We start from the raw sequence: 16,846 nt of genomic DNA on the forward strand, positions 1-16,846 counted from the left end.
CCCGTGTGAACCTGTGTGAATCTTATGAATTCATAAGATTCACACAAATTCATAAGCGGTGTGGGATGGCAAGATGGACAATCCATTCAAACCATCGTTCGGCCGCACCCCGCCAGAACTGCTGGACCGCACCGATGTACTCGACGAGTTCGAATACGGGCTCAGTCTTCGCTCGGGCGTCCTCGGGCTGCTCACGATCATCACGGGTGCCCGTGGCGTCGGCAAGACCGTCATGCTCAATGAGGCCCAGGACCTGGCGCGCGAACAAGGATGGGCCGTCATCTCCGACACGTCCACAGATGGTTTTTTGGCGCGGATCGCAGATGCCATGAGCGCGATCAATGACGAACTGGGGGCGGCCCCGCCCGCCAGGAAGATCACAGCGTTTGTCGCCGCCGGATTCGGGGTCACCACACGGCTGGCCCCTGAGAGACAGGTGGAATTTCGAAGCCTCGGCGGCCAGCTTCTTCGCCGACTGGATGAAAACAAGACCGGGCTGCTGATCACGCTTGATGAAATTCAGGACGCAAACCGTGGCGAGCTGCTTCACCTCGCTGCGGTCATTCAGCACTTTGTCCGGGACGGCCTGCCGATCGGCTTTGTGTGTGCCGGCCTCCCGTCAGCAGTCTCCGACTTGCCTAATGAGGGTGTGGCGACCTTTTTGCGGCGGGCTGACAAAATCGACCTTCATTCAGTCGAAATCGCGGACGTGGAAAGTTCGTACATCAAATTGTTCGCCTCGGCCGGGCTCACCCTGCCCGGCAACATGGCATCCAAGGCCGCCATCGCCACGACCGGTTATCCATTTCTGGTCCAGCTGATCGGGTACTTCTTGTGGCGTGAGGCAGAAAAGACTGGCGGAATGTTGGGGGACGATGCTGTGGACCGAGCCATTGCGGCAGGCCTTCAACGAAACATTCGACTGGTCCTGGAGCCGGCCCTGGCCAACACCCGCCGCCGCGACATGGACTACCTGCGGGCCATGGCCGTCGACGATGGAGTTTCCGGAACGGGCAACGTTGCCGAGCGCATGGGGGCAAAATTGACGCTGGCGGCCAACTACCGGGCAAGGCTCATAGATGCCGGCCCGATCGAAGCTGCCGGGCATGGCGAGGTGCGATTCTCCATCCCCGGTCCGCGGCAGTACCTCCGATCGACACCGCCGCGAGATTGACCGCAGAAGATGAGCGCGCAGGACGGCGATGCCTTCGCGCCGGCGCTGACACCTGCCTGCCCCGCCCCCGCCAGCTAAGATCGTGAGGGTGAGCGCAGACAAACTCCCCGAGCAGGTTTCCGACATCTTTGACCCCGCCCGCTGGCGCGTGGTGGAAGGCTTCGATTTCCAGGACATGACCTACCACCGCCAGGTGGAACGGGTTTCGACAGGCTCAACCACCGAAGCAAGGGACCTGCCCACGGTCCGCATCGCCTTCAACCGCCCGGAGGTGCGCAACGCCTTCCGCCCCGGCACCGTCGACGAGCTGTACCGCGCCATGGACCACGCCCGCATGACCCCGGATGTGGCCACCGTGCTGCTGACCGGCAACGGACCCTCCCCCAAGGACGGCGGCCATTCCTTCTGCTCCGGCGGGGACCAGCGCATCCGCGGCCGCGACGGCTACCGATACACCGTACAAGATACCGGCGGCGAGTCGAAGGAGACCATCGACCCCGCCCGGGCCGGCCGCCTCCACATCCTGGAGGTCCAGCGGCTCATGCGCACCATGCCCAAGGTGGTCATCGCCGTCGTCAACGGCTGGGCCGCCGGGGGCGGACACTCCCTCCACGTCGTCTCCGACCTGACCATCGCCTCCCGCCAGCACGGGAAGTTCAAGCAGACGGACGCCACGGTGGGCTCGTTCGACGCCGGCTACGGTTCCGCGCTGCTGGCCCGCCAGATCGGCCAAAAGGCTGCCCGGGAGATCTTCTTCCTGGCCCGCGAATATTCCGCTGACGACATGGTCCGCATGGGCGCCGTCAACGAGGCCGTGGACCACGCGGAGCTGGAAAACGTGGCCCTGGAATATGCTGCCGACATTGCCCGGCAGTCCCCGCAGGCGATCCGGATGCTCAAGTTTGCCTTCAACCTGGCCGACGACGGACTGGCCGGACAGCAGGTCTTTGCCGGCGAGGCCACCCGCCTGGCCTACATGACGGACGAGGCCGTGGAGGGCAAGGAAGCCTTCCTGGAAAAGCGCGACCCCGACTGGTCCAACTTCCCGTACTACTTCTAATCCCCCATAAATAGGCAGCCCATGAACATCGATCCCCTGCTCAAGGCACTTTCCGAGGCCCTGTCCGGCGAAGGCCCGGCCGTCGAAATCGCGGCCGACGGCAGCTTCACCCGCCTCCCGCAAGGCGAGCTGGGCCTGGCGGCCGGAAGCGAAACGGTCATTGCCGCCGTCGTCCGCACCTCGGGGAGCACCGGGACGCCCAAGCGGACCATGCTCAGCGTGGATGCGCTGGCGGCGTCGAGCGTGGGCACGGCCCTGGCGCTGCGCGGCGAGGGGCAGTGGCTGCTGGCCCTGCCCGTGCACTACGTGGCGGGGCTGCAGGTGCTGGTCCGTTCGCTGTTTGCCGGGACGCGGCCGTGGGCCATGGACCTTACCGGCGGCTTCACGGCCGGGGCCTTCACGGCGGCCGCCCTGGAGCTGACCGACAAGCTGCGCTACACGTCGCTGGTCCCCACGCAGCTCACCCGCCTGCTCACCAACCCGTCGGCCGAGACGCTCACGGTCCTGCGCCGCTTCGACGCTATCCTGCTCGGCGGCGCGCCTGCCAGCCCCGTGCTGCTCGAGGCCGCGCGCGGGGCCGGCGTCACCGTGGTCACGACCTACGGCATGTCCGAAACCTGCGGCGGCTGCGTGTACGACGGCGTCCCGCTCGGCGGCGTGGAACTCGCCATCCGCGGGGGCCGGGTGCGGCTGGGCGGGTCCGTGGTGGCCTCCGGGTACCTGGGCGACCCCGCGCTGACGGCGGCCGCGTTCACCGAGTCCGACAATGGCGTGCGCTGGTATGAAACCGGCGACCTGGGCGAACTGGACGGCAAGGGGCGGCTGCGGGTCCTGGGCCGTGTGGACGACGTCATCATCTCCGGCGGGCTGAAAATCTCCGCCGCGGCCGTGGCCGACGGACTCCACAGGGTGCGGGGCGTCCGCGAGGCCTTTGTGGGGCCGGTGGCCGATCCCGAATGGGGCCAGCAGGTGGCCGCGCTGGTGGTAGGTAGCTGCTCCCGCGAGGAACTGCGCGCCGGTGCGGCGTCGCTGCTGGAGCCGCACCAGGTGCCCAAGACTGTGGTGTTTGTCTCCGAGCTGCCCGTGCTGGCCACCGGAAAGCCTGACAGGACGGCGATTTTGGCGCTGCTGGCGGACGCGGCGGCGGCCGGGAGGTAGCCCGCACCCGGCACAATGGACACTGACAGGTTTTTAGCCGCCTGCGCGGACATTGCGCGGACAAGGAGTAACTGTGGCCACTGTTGGTCAATGGATTGAAGGCGCGCGCCTGCGGACGCTGCCGATGGCTGTTGCCCCGGTGATCATCGGCACCGCCGCCGCGTACGACCTCGGCGCCCTCCATTGGGGCCGGGCCGTCCTGGCCGCACTGGTGTCCCTCCTGTTGCAGGTGGGCGTCAACTACGCCAACGACTATTCCGACGGGATCCGCGGCACCGACGAGGTCCGCGTGGGCCCGCTGCGCCTGGTGGGATCCGGGGCGGCGGCGCCCGGCCAGGTGAAGATGGCTGCCTTCGGCGCCCTGGGCCTGGCCATGGTGGCCGGGTTGGTCCTGGTGGTGTTGTCCCAGGCGTGGTGGCTGCTGCTGGTCGGGGCCGGGGCCGTCATTGCCGCGTGGGGCTACACGGGCGGCAAGAACCCCTACGGCTACATGGGCCTGGGCGACGTCTTTGTGTTCTTCTTCTTCGGCCCCGTGGCAACCCTGGGAACCGTGTTCACCCAGGCCGGCGCCGTGAGCACGGCCGCAGTCCTGGGGTCCATCGCAACGGGGTTGATCGCCGTCGCACTCTTGATGGCCAACAATGTCCGCGACATCCCCACGGACCGCGCGGTGGGCAAGCGGACCCTCGCCGTGCGGCTCGGGGACAGAAATGCGCGACTCAGCTACGTGGTGATGCTGGCGCTGGCGGTGCCGCTGCCGCTGTTTCTGGTTCCGGCCAAGCCGTGGCTGCTGCTGGTGCTGCTGCTGGTGCCGTTCATGCTCATGCCCAGCTGGCTGATGCTCAAGGGCAAGAAGCGCAAGAGCCTGATCCCCGTCCTGAAGCAGACGGGCATGCTCAACCTTGGCTTCAGCGTCCTGTTTGCCGCGGCGATGGTGCTGACGGGGCTGTAGCCGGCGGGGATGCCTGCGTTTCGCGGGTTACCTGCGTGCAGCCCACTCGCGGAACGCCGCCAGGTTGGCTTCGCTGCCCGTGACGTCCACGGTTGCGGCACGCCGGCGGCCCGAAACGTAGAGCGCCATTTCCACGGGGTCACCGGTGACCAAGACGGTGCCGCGGCCCTTCCGCACGGGCACCGCGGGACGGTTTTTGGCGGCGATCGTGACGCCGACGGGGCTGCGCAGATACGCGATCCGGGCCATCAGCGGCAGCTTGGCCCACAGGGCGTCGAGCTGGCCTTCGGGCAGGACCCTGGGCGTGTTGTCGCCGGTCCCCCGGCGGACGTCCTCATGGTGGATCACGTATTCCACGAGCTGGACGGAGTCGCCCAGCCAGGTCATGGGGTTGGCCGCCCCGGTGCCGGCGGCGAACCGCTGGACCAGCGCCGCATAGCCGGCCGGGGACCCGGCGGCCGAAACGTATTGGCCAAGCCGTTTCTCCGTGCCCGGCTCCGGGCGGGCCGCGTCGTCGAGGAGCCGCTTCAAGGGCGCATGTTCACGCATCACCAGGTGGGCCAGCAGGCGCCGGACGGTCCAGCCTTCGCAAAGTGTCGGCGCGTCCGGGTCCACCGCCCGGAACGTCTCCACGAGTGCAAGCCGTTCCGTGTCCATCCAGCGCATGCGGGTCCTTGTCGATCATGTTGCGGGCGGTCATGGTGCGGGCGGGTCCGGCCGGTCGTGCTGCCGCTCAGCCCTCGGGCTGGGCGCGGGGCTTCCTGGTGGCGCGGTCCGCGTCGACCCAGACGTCCGGGTTTGAGTCGACGAGTGAATCCTCGGCGTCGGCGTCGGCAACCGCGCCCGCGGACTGTGTCGTGGTGGCTTGGGGCGCGAAGCGCTCGGCGATGACGGCCGTGGCGCCGTCGCGCTGCTTGCGCAGGAGGAAAAAGCTGACCACGAAGGCGCACAGCGCCGCTGCCAGCGCGGACGACAGCGGGCTCAGGCGCAGGGCAAGGTTGGCCACCAGGAAGAATGCCAGAAACAGCAGGCCGCGGATCAGGGAGTATTTGAAGAAAGCCACGGGCCAAGCTTAGCCGTTGATTCTGAACACACGCCCGGAGCCCAATTTGTCCGTCAACGATAGAATGAAGCATGCGCTATATCCCAGTGATCTTCGGTGTGGTCCTCTTCATTTACGGACTCATAGACTGCATCCGCAGCGAACCGGCCGATGTCCGGAGCCTGCCCAAGCCCGCCTGGATCATTGTTATTGTGCTGCTGCCCCTGGTGGGCGTCCTCCTCTGGCTCTTCCTGGGACGTCCGCGGTACGCGGCGGCTGTTGGCAGCCCCACCTCCGCTCAGCGCGGCCCGTCCCTCATGGGCCGCAGCAGCCAGTTCCGGGCCCCGGACGACGATCCCGACTTCCTCCGCAACCTGGAGGTGACCTGCGCGCAGAAGGCCGAGGCCGAACGCCTGCGCAAGCTCCGGGCCGAACTTGACGCCCGCGAGGCCAAGCTCCGCGAGCAGCACCCGAACGACGAAACCAAGCACTGAACCGGGCCGATCCGCCGCCCTTGAACATCCAGCCGGGCCGGCGGGGAGGACCGGGATTCCGGCGCCGGGCTGTCTTGGCTGCCCGCGATCAGCTGCCCACGCCGGCGTAGGAGTGCAGGCCGGAGAAGTACACGTTGACGATCGTGAAGTTGAAGACCACACACAGGTAGCCAACAATCGACAGCCAGGCGGCACGGGTGCCCGTCCAGCCGCGCGTGGCGCGGGCGTGCAGGTAGCCGGCGTAGACAACCCAGATGACGAACGTCCACACTTCCTTGGTGTCCCAGCCCCAGAACCGGCCCCACGCCTTTTCGGCCCAGATGGAGCCGAACATCAGCGTCAGCGTCCAGCCCACAAAGGCGATGCCGTTGATGCGGTAGGACATGTTTTCCAGGCTCAGCGCGTTCGGAACCAGGCGCATGACCAGGGCCTTGTCCGGCTTGCCGGAGGCAATGGAGGCCTCGCGGCGCGACTGCAGAAGCTGCAGCACCGACATGGCGAAGGTCAGGGTGAACAGGGACGAGGACATGACGGCGATGGAGACGTGGATGATCAGCCAGTAGCTTTGCAGCGCCGGCACCAGGTGCCCGGCGGGCGTCCAGAACGCCACCGACGCGGCCGTGATCATCACCAGCACCAGCCCGATGACGAAGGTGCCGAGGAAGCGCAGGTCGCGCCGGGTCAGCACCAGCAGGAAGATCAGCGCCACGGTGAACCCGCCGGTGGTGCAGAACTCGTACATGTTGCCCCACGGCACGCGCCCCGCGGCGAGCCCGCGGAACAGCACGGCCAGGCCGTGGACCACGGCGGCCACCACGGTGATTGCCACGGCAATCCTCGCTGCCCGGCGCTTTTCCTTCCCGTAACGCATGGAGTCGCCGGCCGTGATGCCGTCCGAGCCGCTGTGCGTCTTGCTGCTGGGGCGTACGCCGCGGTCAAGGGGACCCGCTCCCAGGTCCTGGCCGATGGCGCCGGAGTCGGACGCCCCGGACGCTCCCACGCCCACCAGGCGGCTGGCATCGGCGGAGACCGTGCCGGCTGCGGAGTCCACGGCCAGGCCCCGGCGGACGGTCTTGCTGTACGTCACCAGATCCCAGGCGTAGGCGCAAAACGCAACGACGTAGGCCAGGCCGGCCATAAGCATGAACTGCTCACTGAGCAGGGCAAAGCCTGCATTGATTGTTGGCATTACTGGTCCTTACTTGACATGGTGACGCCGGCTGCGGCGTCGGAACGATTGGCGGGTGTCCGGTTACCATCTTCCACCTGCGGGTCCAGCGGCACCAGCCACTTGGCATGGAGTGCCTTGCTGATGGCGGCGGCCTCCCCTGCCAGGCGGTGGTCCTCGCCCCGGGCCAGCAGGCCGAACTCCACCATGGTGCGCCCGTCCGGGTGGTTGCCGGTGCGGATCCACACCCGGCGGCGGTTCAGGAAGAGGGAGGACATCAGGCCGGCCAGGGCCAGGACAGCGAACACCAGGACGAAACCCTGGCCCGGGTCGTGGCGGATGTCCAGGGCGGCGAAGCGCTTGATGCCGTCAAAGCTGATGGTGCCGTTGCCGTCCGGCAGCTTGTAGCTCTGGCCGGGCGCAAGCACAATGCCGCCGGCCTTCAGGTCGCGGCCGTTGATTTGCTTCATCTTTGACGTGTCGAGCGTGTAGACGTTGCGGGGAATGCCGTTGTCCAGGCCCAGGTCGCCCGTGTAGGCGTTGAGGTTCAGTTGCGGGTTGAACGGATCCGGGTCGGAGCCGTAGGACACGCCCTTGTCGTCCACGAGTGCTGTGGGCAGGAAGAAGCCGACAAAGCCGAGCTGCTTTGGCTTCGAGTCCGGGACCTTGATGACTATCAGCGAGGTGTAGGCGCCGTCGGTGGGGATGGCGACCACCGGGCCCTGGAAGGCAACGTTTCCCTTGCCGTCCTTGACGGTCACCACCGGCGCGTAGCCGTTGCCGACCAGGTAGATGTTGGTGCCGCCCAGGGACACGGGGTCGTTGACCTTCAGCACCTGCTGCCTGGCCCCGGCGTCGGGGCCGTCCTTGGTGGTCAGGGTGGCCGTGAAGTCGATCGGCTGGCCATAGTGCCCCGGCGACTCACGGTCATACTTGACGGCCAGCTTGTCCAGCGTCACTGAATACGGGCTCAGGCGGTCGCTGTTGAAATAAGCGCCGGGGGTGAACGTGTCATAGCCGACGAGCGTGTTGACGAAGGTTTCGCCTTCCACCACCACCCGCTGGCCGCTGTACCCCGCCAGGCCGCTGTAGGCGACGGCCGCGAGGACGCCCAGGATGGAGACGTGGAAGACCAGGTTTCCCACTTCCTTCAGGAAGCCGATCTCGGCGCCCACCGAGGGGCGTTCCGTGCCTAGATCGCGCACGTCCACGCGGTAGCGGCGCGACTTGAGGACGGCAGCGGCATCCCTGACGGCCTGTTCGGCGTCGACGCCGCTGCCGGCCGGGATCTCCACGGTGCCGTATTCGGCCAGCCGGGACAGGCGCTTGGGGGTGCGCGGGGGCGCCGAGCGCATGGCCTTCGCGTGGATCTTGGCCCGCGGCAGCACGCATCCCACCAGGGACGTGAAGAGCAGCAGGTAAATGGCCGCGAACCACGGCGAGGAGTAGACGTCGAAGAGCCTGAACCAGTCCAGGATGGGCCCGGAGGCGGGGTGGTCCGCCAGGTACTGCGTGACGTTGGAGGGGTTGGATGCGCGCTGCGGGAACAGGGACCCCGGAACGGCCGCCACGGCGAGCAGCAGCAGCAGGAACAGGGCCGTCCGCATGCTGGTCAGTTGCCGCCAGGCCCAGCGGAGCATGCCAACCCATCCCAGCCGTGGCAGCTCAACGTCGTCCTTGGCCGGCTTCTTGCCTTGCTCTTCTTGCACCGAGTCATCCCTCATCAGATTGGCAGTATCACTTCGCTGGCAAACCAGAATTGCAGCTGGTTGATCCACGTCCCCCACAAACCGGTCACCATCAACAGGCCCAGGGAGATCAGCAGGCCCCCGCCAAACCACTGCAGGCCGCGGCGGTGCGTGCGGAAGAACGCCAGGGCGCCCAGCCCGCGCCGCACGCCCACGGCGATCAGCAGGAACGGCACCCCAAGCCCCAGACAGTACACAAACGTCAGGAACGCACCCTTGGCGGCGGTGGTCCCGTCAAAATACGACAACGCCAGGACGGCACTGAGGGTGGGGCCGATGCACGGCGCCCAGCCCAGCCCGAAGGTGATCCCCAGAACGGGGGCGCCCCACAGGCCCGCCGGCGGCTTCGCATGGATCTTGACATCGCGCTGGAACCAGTTCAGTCCGCCCAGGAACACCACGCCGAGCAGGATGACCACCACGCCCAGGACCTGCGTGACCCAGCCGGCGCCGGGGGTCCGCAGCCAGGCGCCCAGCTGACCGAACACCGCCCCGATGAGGACAAAGACCGTCGAAAACCCCAGGACAAAAAGGCCAATGCCGAGCAGCATCCGGCCGCGCCGCTGCTTTTCCAGGTCGGCGCCGGCCAGACCGCTGACATAGCCCAGGTAGCCGGGCACCAGCGGCAGCACGCACGGCGACAGGAATGACACGATCCCGGCCAGCAGGGCGACCGGGATCGCCAGCAGCATGGGGCCGCTGAAAATCGCCTCGGCAAATGGGTTGTTGGCCAACGTCCCTACTTCTCGGCCAGCGCGGAGGTGATGAGCGCCTTGAGCGTCCCCTTGTCCGCCGGGCCCAGGATGCGGGCCGACACGCTGCCCTGCTTGTCCAGCACCAGGGTGGTGGGGACGGCGGCCGGCGGCACCAGGTTCCGCTTGGACAGGGCCAGCAGCACGCCGCCGTCCTTGTCCATGATGCTCGGGTACGTCAGCTTGTAGCTGCGCTCGAACGCTTCCGCCGTGGCGACCTCGTCACGGATGTTCACGCCGTAGAAGTCCACGCCCTGCGGCTCAAATTCGACGTGCAGGGCCTGCAGCTCGGGCGCCTCCTCCCGGCACGGGGAGCACGCGGCATACCAAAAGTTCAGGACGGTGACCTTGCCGCGCAGCCCTGCCGCCGTGACGGTGCTGCCGTCAAAAAGCTTCCCGGAAAACTCCACGGGCGCGGAGCGCTTGGCCGGGGCGTATTCCGTGACGGAGCCGTCCCCCGCCACGAATCCCTTGCTGTCCCCCGCCGCGGCCTGTTTTGCGAGGGTGTCGCTGGACGCGCACGCCGTGAGGCCAATGGCCAGCACGGCGCCCGTGGCGGCGAACAATGAACGGCGGCTCATCGAGGAAGTCACTCTAGTTGTCTTTCATCTTGCAGGATTGTTGTGGCGTGGCTGGTTATTTTCGTCGGAATTTCTACATTACGTCGAAATGGTGGCTTTCGCCTAGCCCGGGCCGCAAATTCAGGCTCCGGGGGTGGTGGCGGCGCCGGGCAGGAGCACAGCGGCGGGTTCGCTGTAGCTCACGCCCACCACGTCGTCCGCGTCGAACGTCAGGGATGTCAGGGAGGCCAGGGTGCATTCGCGGTGGCGGGGGTCGTGCCACAGCCGCCTGCCCTCGGCGCTGCGCCGCGTGGCCCAGATGGGCAGCTGGTGGCTGACCATGATGGCCTGCGCGCCATCCCCTCCCAGCTCGCAGGCACGACGCCGGGCATCCCGCGCCGCTGCGAGCATGCGTTCCGCCTGGGCCGCGTACGGCTCGCCCCAGGACGGGCGCAGGGGGTTCGCAAGATACGGCCAGTGCCTCGGCTTGAGGAGCTCGGCCTTGCTGACCTTCATGCCCTCGAAATGGTTTTCAGCCTCAATGATGCGCGGATCGGTGACAATCTCCAGTCCCAGCGCGACAGCCGTGGGCTGCGCGGTTTCCTGGGCACGGGCCAGGGGTGAGGAAACAAGGTACACGGGGGCGGCGCCGCCGTCCGCCAGGGCCTTGAAGTGCCCCGCCACCAGGTCCGCCATGGCACGGCCGCGCTCGGAGAGGTGGAATTCGGGCAACCGGCCGTACAACACGCCCTCGGGATTAAATACCTCGCCATGGCGCAACAGGTGAACAGTGACTCGGGACATGTGTCCAAGTTTCTCAAAGTTACGCGGATTGGGGTTAATCAGGGAATTCCCAGCCTCGGGCGCCACAGTGGCACAAGTCCGGCCCAAAAAAACCAAGAAATTTCCGCCGCAGGGAATATTAGATGCAAACGCATGCTTATACCCGGTGAAGGACCTCGCTTGACGGGTCCTGAACCCTGTATTGAACCCCAATCCCTAGGAGCATCACATGACTGCAACTTCCGTTGAAACCGTAGGCCTGAGCCAGGGCACCTGGAACTTTGACGCCGCCCACAGCACGGTTGGCTTCACCGTCCGTCACGCCGGCATCTCCAAGGTGCGCGGCCAGTTCACCGACGTGGACGCCACCTTGACCCTCGGGAAGACGCTGGCCGACGCCGCCGTCACCGCCACGATCCAGGCCAACAGCTTCAACTCCGGCGATGCGAACCGCGACGGCCACGTGCGCGGCGCCGACTTCCTTGAGGTCGAGGAACACCCCACGCTGACCTTCACCTCCACGGGCGTCTCCGGCGACGAGGGCGACTTTGAGCTGGCCGGCGAGCTGACCATCCGCGGCATCTCCAAGCCCGTCACCTTCAAGGGCGAGTTCAACGGCGTGGCCGTGGACCCGTTCGGCGCCACCCGCGCGGGCTTCGAGGCCAAGACCGTCATCAGCCGCAAGGAGTTCGGCCTGACCTGGAACGCGGCGCTGGAAGCCGGCGGCGTGCTGGTCTCCGACAAGGTCACGATCACCCTCGACGTTGCCTTCGTGAAGGCCGCCTAGGCACCCGAACGCCTTCCAGACGTGCCGGTCCGCCCCGTGGCGGGCCGGCACTTCCCCTTTCCGCCCAAGTCCGCCCAAGTCCGCCCACGATTTTCCGCCCGGCGGCTCCGCCTGCCTGTTCCGGCTGCGTGGCCTGCCCCCCGCAGTGTGGTGGCTCCTGGGGAGCCTGGCCACTTTCCTGATTTCCGTGCCGTTCGTCAGCCCCAACGGCATGGCGGCGTCCATCGGCGCCATGCCGTTGGGGCTGTCGAAGTCCTCCACCTGGATCAGTGCCCGCTCGCGGGGCGCCGCCGGATCCGGCACCCCGCCCGGGCACGTTCCGGGTAGGTCCGGGGCACGCGGTCGCGTAGGGTTAAATACAAACCCGGCGCGGCCCACAAGGCTGCCGCCGGCCGCCACCGAAAGGGACCACTTCCATGACCACTCCTGACGAAACACCTCAAGAGCGGCCTACCCCCGGTCCCGGCCCCGGCCACTATGGCGAGATCGCCCCGGGCGTGCCGCGCTACGGCCAGTACGCCCCGGAGGGGTGGCGGCCGCCGCAGTCCGCGGACCCCGCGCACGACGCCGGGCCGTCCCAGGGCCTTCCGCCCGCCTCCGCCTACCCCGGCTCCGGCCCCGTGCCGCCCGGCCAACACCTGGCCGCACCCCGCCAGGTGGCGGTCTCCAGCAGGCTGATCATGGCGGCCGGCGGCCTGCAGGCGCTCTCGGGGTTGCTGCTGCTGTTTGTCTTGTTCCTGCCGTCCGTCCGGACCACGATGCTGGACGCCCTAAAGTCCGCCCTGCCCAGCGACCCCGCCTACGACACCCTGATGGCCGACCAGTCCGCCATCACCGGGCTGCTGGTCGGTGCCACCGTGCTCAGCCTGATTGCCGCGGCGGTGTACTTTTGGCTGGCCGTCAAAATCCGCCGCGGGGCCGGCTGGGCACGAACCACCGGGCTGGTCTTGTCCATCGTGTCCCTGCTGGCCCTGACGCAGCCGAACGTTTTCACCGTTGTCCAGGTGGGGCTGGGGCTCGTGGCCGTCATCATCCTGTACCGCTCCCCCGCCAAGGAATACTTTGCCAGGCGCGTCCCCGGAAACGGTCCGCACGGCTACTGACAACAAGCCCGTCGCTCAGGCCCCCGGGCGGTCCTCGTCCAGGCGCGGGTCCGCCAGCCGCTGGGCGTGATAGGCCAAAATCTGCAGCTCGGTGGCCATGTCCACCTTGCGCAGGTTTACGAAGGCGGGAACTGAGAGGGCCACGGGGGCGAAGCTGAGGATGCTGTGGATGCCCGCGTCCACCACGCGGTCGCACACCGATTGGGCCACCGCGGCCGGCAGCGCCAGGACCACCATGTTGGCGCGCGTCTTTTCCAGCGTGTGTTCGAGATCGGCCACGTCCGTGACGCGCAGCCAGCCAATCTCGGTGCCCACCAGCATTTGGTCCGCGTCCAACAGTGCCACCACGTCAAAGCCGCGGGACTCGAAGCCTGCATAGCGGGCCAGGGCGCGGCCCAGGTTTCCCGCACCGACGATGGCCACGCGCCATTCATGCGTCAGTCCGAGGGCCTGGGCGATCTTGCGGCTCAGGTGCGCCACCTCGTAGCCGACGCCGCGCGTGCCGTAGGAACCGAGGTAGGAAAGGTCCTTGCGGACGTTGGCGGAGCCGACGCCGGCCGATTCGGCCAGCGCCTCGGAGGACACCCGTTCGGTCCCCTCCGAGAGCAGGGCGTTCAGCGTGCGCAGGTACAGGGTCAGGCGCGACACCGTGGCAGGCGGCAGTTGCCGGGCCGCTTCTGCGGCCGGTTCGTCCGGGGTCTGCGATGGGGACAAGGTGACGCTCCAAATTCTGTTGCCATGGCCGCACCCGGGCGGGGAACACATGTCGCCGGGGTCCGCCGTCGGCCATTATCCACTGTAGGACGTGCCCAACCGTTAGCCAAAGCGGGGCCCGTGTGTGGCATCAGCGCCCGGCCGGCGGTCCCTGCCGGCCCAGGGCCCGCTCCAGCACGGCGCCCAGCCGGACGGGGTCGATGTGCCAGAAATCGCGCGGCACACCGTCCACGAGGACCACCGGGACCTCTTCGCCGTAGCGTTCGACAAGGGCGGGATCGCCGTCAATCCGCCGCTCGCTCCACGCCACACCCAGGCGCCCGGCCACGCCGGCCACCACTTCCCGGGCGTCCTCGCACAGGTGGCATTCGGCCTTGGTGATCAATTCGAGAATCGGCGTTGCGCCGGAAACGGGCTCCATGCCTTAACCGTACGCATACTTTAGTTTCGCCACCGTCAACCGCGCCAAAAACGGCACGACGGGCAAGGCAGGTGCGCATTGACTAGACTCGTTCCATGCCCGACGTGACTACCGACAGTGCCGAGGCCGCCTCGACCGCTGCGAATCTTCAGGGCGAAGCCGCATTCTTTGACGTGGACAACACGCTCATGAAGGGCGCCAGCCTGTTCCATGTGGCGCGGAAGATGTACCAGAAAAAGGCCTTCACGCTGCGGGACGCGGCCGGCTTTGCCTGGAAGCAGGCGAAGTTCATCCTGCGCGGGGAAAACATGGCCGACGTCCACTCCGTCCAGGACTCGGCCAAGAAACTGGCGGCCGGCATCAGCTCGGAGTTTGTCCGCCACCTGGGCGAGGAAGTCTACGACGAGATGATCGTCTCCAAGATCTGGCCCGGAACGCGGGCGCTCACGCAGGAGCACCTCAAGTCCGGGAGGCAGGTGTGGCTTGTGACCGCCACGCCGGTGGAGGTGGCCGGCGTCATTGCCAAGCGGCTGAGCCTGACCGGCGCCCTGGGCACCGTGGCGGAAGTCGAGGACGGCCTCTACACAGGCCGCATCGTGGGCGAGATCCTGCACGGGGCGGCCAAGGGCCGGGCCGTGCGCGACCTGGCCGAACAGCAGGGGCTGGACCTGTCCCGGTGCTGGGCGTACAGCGACTCGTTCAACGACATCCCGCTGCTGACCGCGGTGGGCAACCCTGTCGCCATCAACCCCGACGCCCGGCTGCGCCGCCACGCGCGCGAGCACAACTGGCCCATTTACGACTACCGTTCGGGTCGCCGCGCGGCGACCCTGGGCCTGCAGGCCGCCACGGGCGCCGGGGTGGTGTACGGGCTCTGGAAGGGCATCGCCTCGATGCGGCGGAAGTAGGGGCACAAAACAAAAACACCCGCCCACAGATGTGGACAGGTGCCTTGTGCAGACGCCGACTTACTTCTTGTTGCGACGCTGGTGGCGGGTCTTGCGAAGCAGCTTGCGGTGCTTCTTCTTGGCCATCCGCTTGCGGCGCTTCTTGATTACTGAACCCATGGATTCCTCACAAACTACATAGTTGGCCCCAAACGGAGCCGTAAACGATTAGGTCGACCGATCGCAGGAATCGGTCAAAGCCGAAAATGGATCTTTCCTAGGGTACCGCCTCTAGCCGGTATGCGCCGAACCGGAGGCCCCGCCCTGGTCCTTGTCCTCCACCACGGACGACTTCAAGATGGTCTCCACCGCATTCTGGGGGACGCGGTAGGAGCGGCCAAAGCGGACGGCGGGCAGCTCCCCGGCATGGACCATGCGGTAGACGGTCATCTTCGACACGCGCATGAGCTCCGCGACCTCCTGGACCGTCAGGAAGTTCACATTGGAGAAGTTTTGCTCCTGCACCATTGCCCCTGGCTTCCCTATTGTCGAATTAACCCGTTCCAGGATGATGAGGCCCGGAAAACCATAGGCCTTACTCTAGATGCTGGCGGGGCCAAAGTGAAAGCTGTTACCGGAAATTGGTCCCCGGACGCGGGATTCCCTGCGCGGCGCGGCCCTGTTACGCGGCGCGGGTCCGGCGCGCCCGCGCTGCCCCGGCCAGCGCTGCCAGCACGTCCGCCGTGACGTCCCATTCCATGCAGGCATCCGTCACGCTCTGCCCGTAGGCCAGCACGGCCGTGCCGGCGGCAACGTCACCGACGTCCAGTTTTTGCGCACCGCCCACCAGGAAGCTTTCCAGCATGACCCCGGCGATCGCCTGGGCGGAGGGGCCGCCCGCTTCGAGCTGGGCGCCGATTTCCAGCGCAACCTCGGCCTGGCGGTGGTGGCTCTTGCCGGAGTTGGCATGGCTGGCGTCCACGATCAACCGCGGGTTGATCCCGGCGCCGGCCGCCGACGCCGCGGCGGCCCCGACGTCGGCCGCGGAGTAGTTGGGCCCCTTGCGGCCGCCGCGCAGGATCACGTGGGTGTCCGCGTTGCCGGCCGTGCTGACCAGGGCGGCCCGGCCGTCGCCGTCGATCCCCAGGAACGACTGTGCCGCGCTGGCGGCGTTGCAGGCGTCCAGGGCCACCTGGAGGTCGCCGTCGGTGCCGTTCTTGAAGCCGACGGGCATCGACAGGCCCGAGGAAAGCTGGCGGTGGATCTGGCTTTCGGCAGTGCGCGCCCCGATGGCGCCCCAGGAGACGAGGTCGGCCGTGTATTGGGGGCTGATGGGTTCCAGGAACTCGGTGCCGGCCGGCAGCCCCAGCCCCGCCACGTCGAGCAGGAATTTGCGGGCCATCCGCAGTCCCGTCGCGACGTCGTGGCTGCCGTCCAGGAGCGGATCGTTGATCAGGCCCTTCCAGCCCACCGTGGTGCGCGGCTTTTCGAAGTAGGCCCGCATCACCACCAGCAGGTCCTCCTCGTGCTCCTTCGCGGCGGCGGCCAGGCGGCGCGCGTACTCCAGGCCGGCTGCGGGGTCGTGGATGGAGCACGGACCCGCGATCACCAGGAGCCTGTCGTCCACGCCGTCCATGACGGCCCGGACCTGGTCGCGGCCGCGCTCGACGACGGCAGCCGCCGGTGCGTCCAGCGGCAGTTCCGCCTCGAGTTCGGCGGGCGTGGGCAGGGCGGTGAACTGGCTGACGCGCAAATTCGCGGTGCCGCTGGTGGTTTCGGCTGCTGTGGTGGTCATGGAGCGGATCCTTTGGTGGGGTGGCAGCGGACCCCTGTTCAGAAGCCCGCCCGGAAATGGCGAAGGACAGGGAAAAGTTTCCCTGTCCTGTTGGCTCTGAAGGTGATTGGATGCGTGTCAGTTAGACGCGGGCCCCTCCAGAGCCAACGAAAAATACGCATACCAACGGTTTGTCATGGCACCACTGTAGACCGCCCGCTGCCGTGCCAACAAATTGTGTCACCCGTGTGTCGCGGGCCGCGGCAGGA

General features: G+C 67.4%; 20 protein-coding genes. 8 read left to right on the forward strand and 12 right to left on the reverse strand.

Going from position 1 to position 16,846, the window contains the following annotated elements:
- Positions 1-73 precede the first annotated feature (73 nt).
- The 4 genes from G6034_RS00845 to G6034_RS00860 all read left to right on the forward strand — a co-directional run bounded on the left by G6034_RS00845 (position 74) and on the right by G6034_RS00860 (position 4,344).
- On the forward strand, positions 74-1,174 hold the full coding sequence (locus tag G6034_RS00845; RefSeq protein WP_176633201.1) for an ATP-binding protein: 1,101 nt from the start codon (positions 74-76) through the stop codon (positions 1,172-1,174).
- A gap of 88 nt (positions 1,175-1,262) precedes the next feature.
- On the forward strand, positions 1,263-2,234 hold the full coding sequence (locus tag G6034_RS00850; RefSeq protein WP_176633202.1) for a 1,4-dihydroxy-2-naphthoyl-CoA synthase: 972 nt from the start codon (positions 1,263-1,265) through the stop codon (positions 2,232-2,234).
- A 21-nt stretch (positions 2,235-2,255) separates the two neighbouring features.
- The gene (locus G6034_RS00855; RefSeq protein ID WP_176633203.1) at positions 2,256-3,392 is read left to right on the forward strand and encodes an AMP-binding protein; all 1,137 of its coding nucleotides are present in this window, start codon (positions 2,256-2,258) and stop codon (positions 3,390-3,392) included.
- Between the two features lie 73 nt (positions 3,393-3,465).
- Positions 3,466-4,344 carry a 1,4-dihydroxy-2-naphthoate polyprenyltransferase gene (locus tag G6034_RS00860; RefSeq protein WP_176633204.1) on the forward strand — a complete coding sequence of 293 codons (879 nt, stop codon included), beginning with the start codon at positions 3,466-3,468 and terminating at the stop codon, positions 4,342-4,344.
- A gap of 27 nt (positions 4,345-4,371) precedes the next feature.
- Here G6034_RS00860 and G6034_RS00865 read toward each other — a convergent pair whose 3' ends face one another.
- Complete coding sequence (locus G6034_RS00865; protein WP_176633205.1) at positions 4,372-5,010, reverse strand: TIGR03085 family metal-binding protein; 639 nt, start codon at positions 5,008-5,010, stop codon at positions 4,372-4,374.
- Between the two features lie 67 nt (positions 5,011-5,077).
- Entirely contained in the window at positions 5,078-5,407 is a 330-nt protein-coding gene (locus G6034_RS00870) for a DUF4229 domain-containing protein (RefSeq protein ID WP_176633206.1), read from the reverse strand.
- A gap of 71 nt (positions 5,408-5,478) precedes the next feature.
- Here G6034_RS00870 and G6034_RS00875 point away from each other — a divergent pair, with 71 nt between their 5' ends.
- Positions 5,479-5,880: a PLDc N-terminal domain-containing protein gene (locus tag G6034_RS00875; protein ID WP_176633207.1), complete on the forward strand. Its 402-nt coding sequence runs from the start codon at positions 5,479-5,481 to the stop codon at positions 5,878-5,880.
- A gap of 88 nt (positions 5,881-5,968) precedes the next feature.
- Here the strand turns inward: G6034_RS00875 and ccsB are convergent, their stop codons facing one another.
- From ccsB to G6034_RS00900, 5 genes are all read right to left on the reverse strand, one after another.
- Positions 5,969-7,069, reverse strand: a complete 1,101-nt coding sequence (gene ccsB / locus G6034_RS00880; protein ID WP_176633208.1) for a c-type cytochrome biogenesis protein CcsB — start codon at positions 7,067-7,069, stop codon at positions 5,969-5,971.
- On the reverse strand, positions 7,069-8,772 hold the full coding sequence (gene resB / locus G6034_RS00885) for a cytochrome c biogenesis protein ResB (RefSeq protein ID WP_176633209.1): 1,704 nt from the start codon (positions 8,770-8,772) through the stop codon (positions 7,069-7,071). Before resB ends, ccsB begins: the two co-directional genes overlap by 1 nt.
- A complete protein-coding gene (locus G6034_RS00890; protein WP_176633374.1) occupies positions 8,772-9,488 on the reverse strand; it encodes a cytochrome c biogenesis CcdA family protein in 717 nt (238 codons plus the stop codon). The genes resB and G6034_RS00890 overlap by 1 nt, the downstream gene beginning before the upstream one ends.
- Positions 9,489-9,535: 47 nt before the next feature.
- Complete coding sequence (locus G6034_RS00895) at positions 9,536-10,141, reverse strand: TlpA family protein disulfide reductase (RefSeq protein ID WP_343037886.1); 606 nt, start codon at positions 10,139-10,141, stop codon at positions 9,536-9,538.
- A gap of 108 nt (positions 10,142-10,249) precedes the next feature.
- On the reverse strand, positions 10,250-10,912 hold the full coding sequence (locus tag G6034_RS00900) for a histidine phosphatase family protein (protein ID WP_176633210.1): 663 nt from the start codon (positions 10,910-10,912) through the stop codon (positions 10,250-10,252).
- 208 nt (positions 10,913-11,120) lie between these two features.
- Here G6034_RS00900 and G6034_RS00905 point away from each other — a divergent pair, with 208 nt between their 5' ends.
- Together G6034_RS00905 and G6034_RS00910 are read left to right on the forward strand one after the other, a co-directional pair.
- Positions 11,121-11,678: a YceI family protein gene (locus G6034_RS00905; RefSeq protein ID WP_176633211.1), complete on the forward strand. Its 558-nt coding sequence runs from the start codon at positions 11,121-11,123 to the stop codon at positions 11,676-11,678.
- Positions 11,679-12,094: 416 nt separating this feature from the next.
- On the forward strand, positions 12,095-12,781 hold the full coding sequence (locus G6034_RS00910) for a hypothetical protein (protein WP_176633212.1): 687 nt from the start codon (positions 12,095-12,097) through the stop codon (positions 12,779-12,781).
- 15 nt (positions 12,782-12,796) lie between these two features.
- Here G6034_RS00910 and G6034_RS00915 read toward each other — a convergent pair whose 3' ends face one another.
- Both G6034_RS00915 and G6034_RS00920 read right to left on the reverse strand, forming a co-directional pair.
- Entirely contained in the window at positions 12,797-13,546 is a 750-nt protein-coding gene (locus tag G6034_RS00915) for a redox-sensing transcriptional repressor Rex (RefSeq protein WP_176633213.1), read from the reverse strand.
- Between the two features lie 79 nt (positions 13,547-13,625).
- Positions 13,626-13,916 carry a glutaredoxin family protein gene (locus tag G6034_RS00920; RefSeq protein WP_176633214.1) on the reverse strand — a complete coding sequence of 97 codons (291 nt, stop codon included), beginning with the start codon at positions 13,914-13,916 and terminating at the stop codon, positions 13,626-13,628.
- A gap of 95 nt (positions 13,917-14,011) precedes the next feature.
- On the opposite strand from G6034_RS00920, the gene G6034_RS00925 reads away from it, so the two are divergent.
- Positions 14,012-14,824: an HAD family hydrolase gene (locus G6034_RS00925; protein ID WP_176633215.1), complete on the forward strand. Its 813-nt coding sequence runs from the start codon at positions 14,012-14,014 to the stop codon at positions 14,822-14,824.
- Between the two features lie 60 nt (positions 14,825-14,884).
- Here G6034_RS00925 and G6034_RS00930 read toward each other — a convergent pair whose 3' ends face one another.
- The 3 genes from G6034_RS00930 to G6034_RS00940 form a co-directional block, all read right to left on the reverse strand.
- Positions 14,885-14,983, reverse strand: a complete 99-nt coding sequence (locus G6034_RS00930; protein ID WP_003792170.1) for a 30S ribosomal protein bS22 — start codon at positions 14,981-14,983, stop codon at positions 14,885-14,887.
- Between the two features lie 111 nt (positions 14,984-15,094).
- Positions 15,095-15,331, reverse strand: a complete 237-nt coding sequence (locus G6034_RS00935; RefSeq protein ID WP_176633216.1) for a helix-turn-helix domain-containing protein — start codon at positions 15,329-15,331, stop codon at positions 15,095-15,097.
- A gap of 154 nt (positions 15,332-15,485) precedes the next feature.
- Positions 15,486-16,598 carry a 3-deoxy-7-phosphoheptulonate synthase gene (locus G6034_RS00940; protein ID WP_176633217.1) on the reverse strand — a complete coding sequence of 371 codons (1,113 nt, stop codon included), beginning with the start codon at positions 16,596-16,598 and terminating at the stop codon, positions 15,486-15,488.
- Between the last annotated feature and the right edge of the window lie 248 nt (positions 16,599-16,846).

The organism is Arthrobacter wenxiniae (assembly GCF_013376105.1).
Taxonomy (GTDB): Bacteria; Actinomycetota; Actinomycetes; order Actinomycetales; family Micrococcaceae; genus Specibacter; species Specibacter wenxiniae.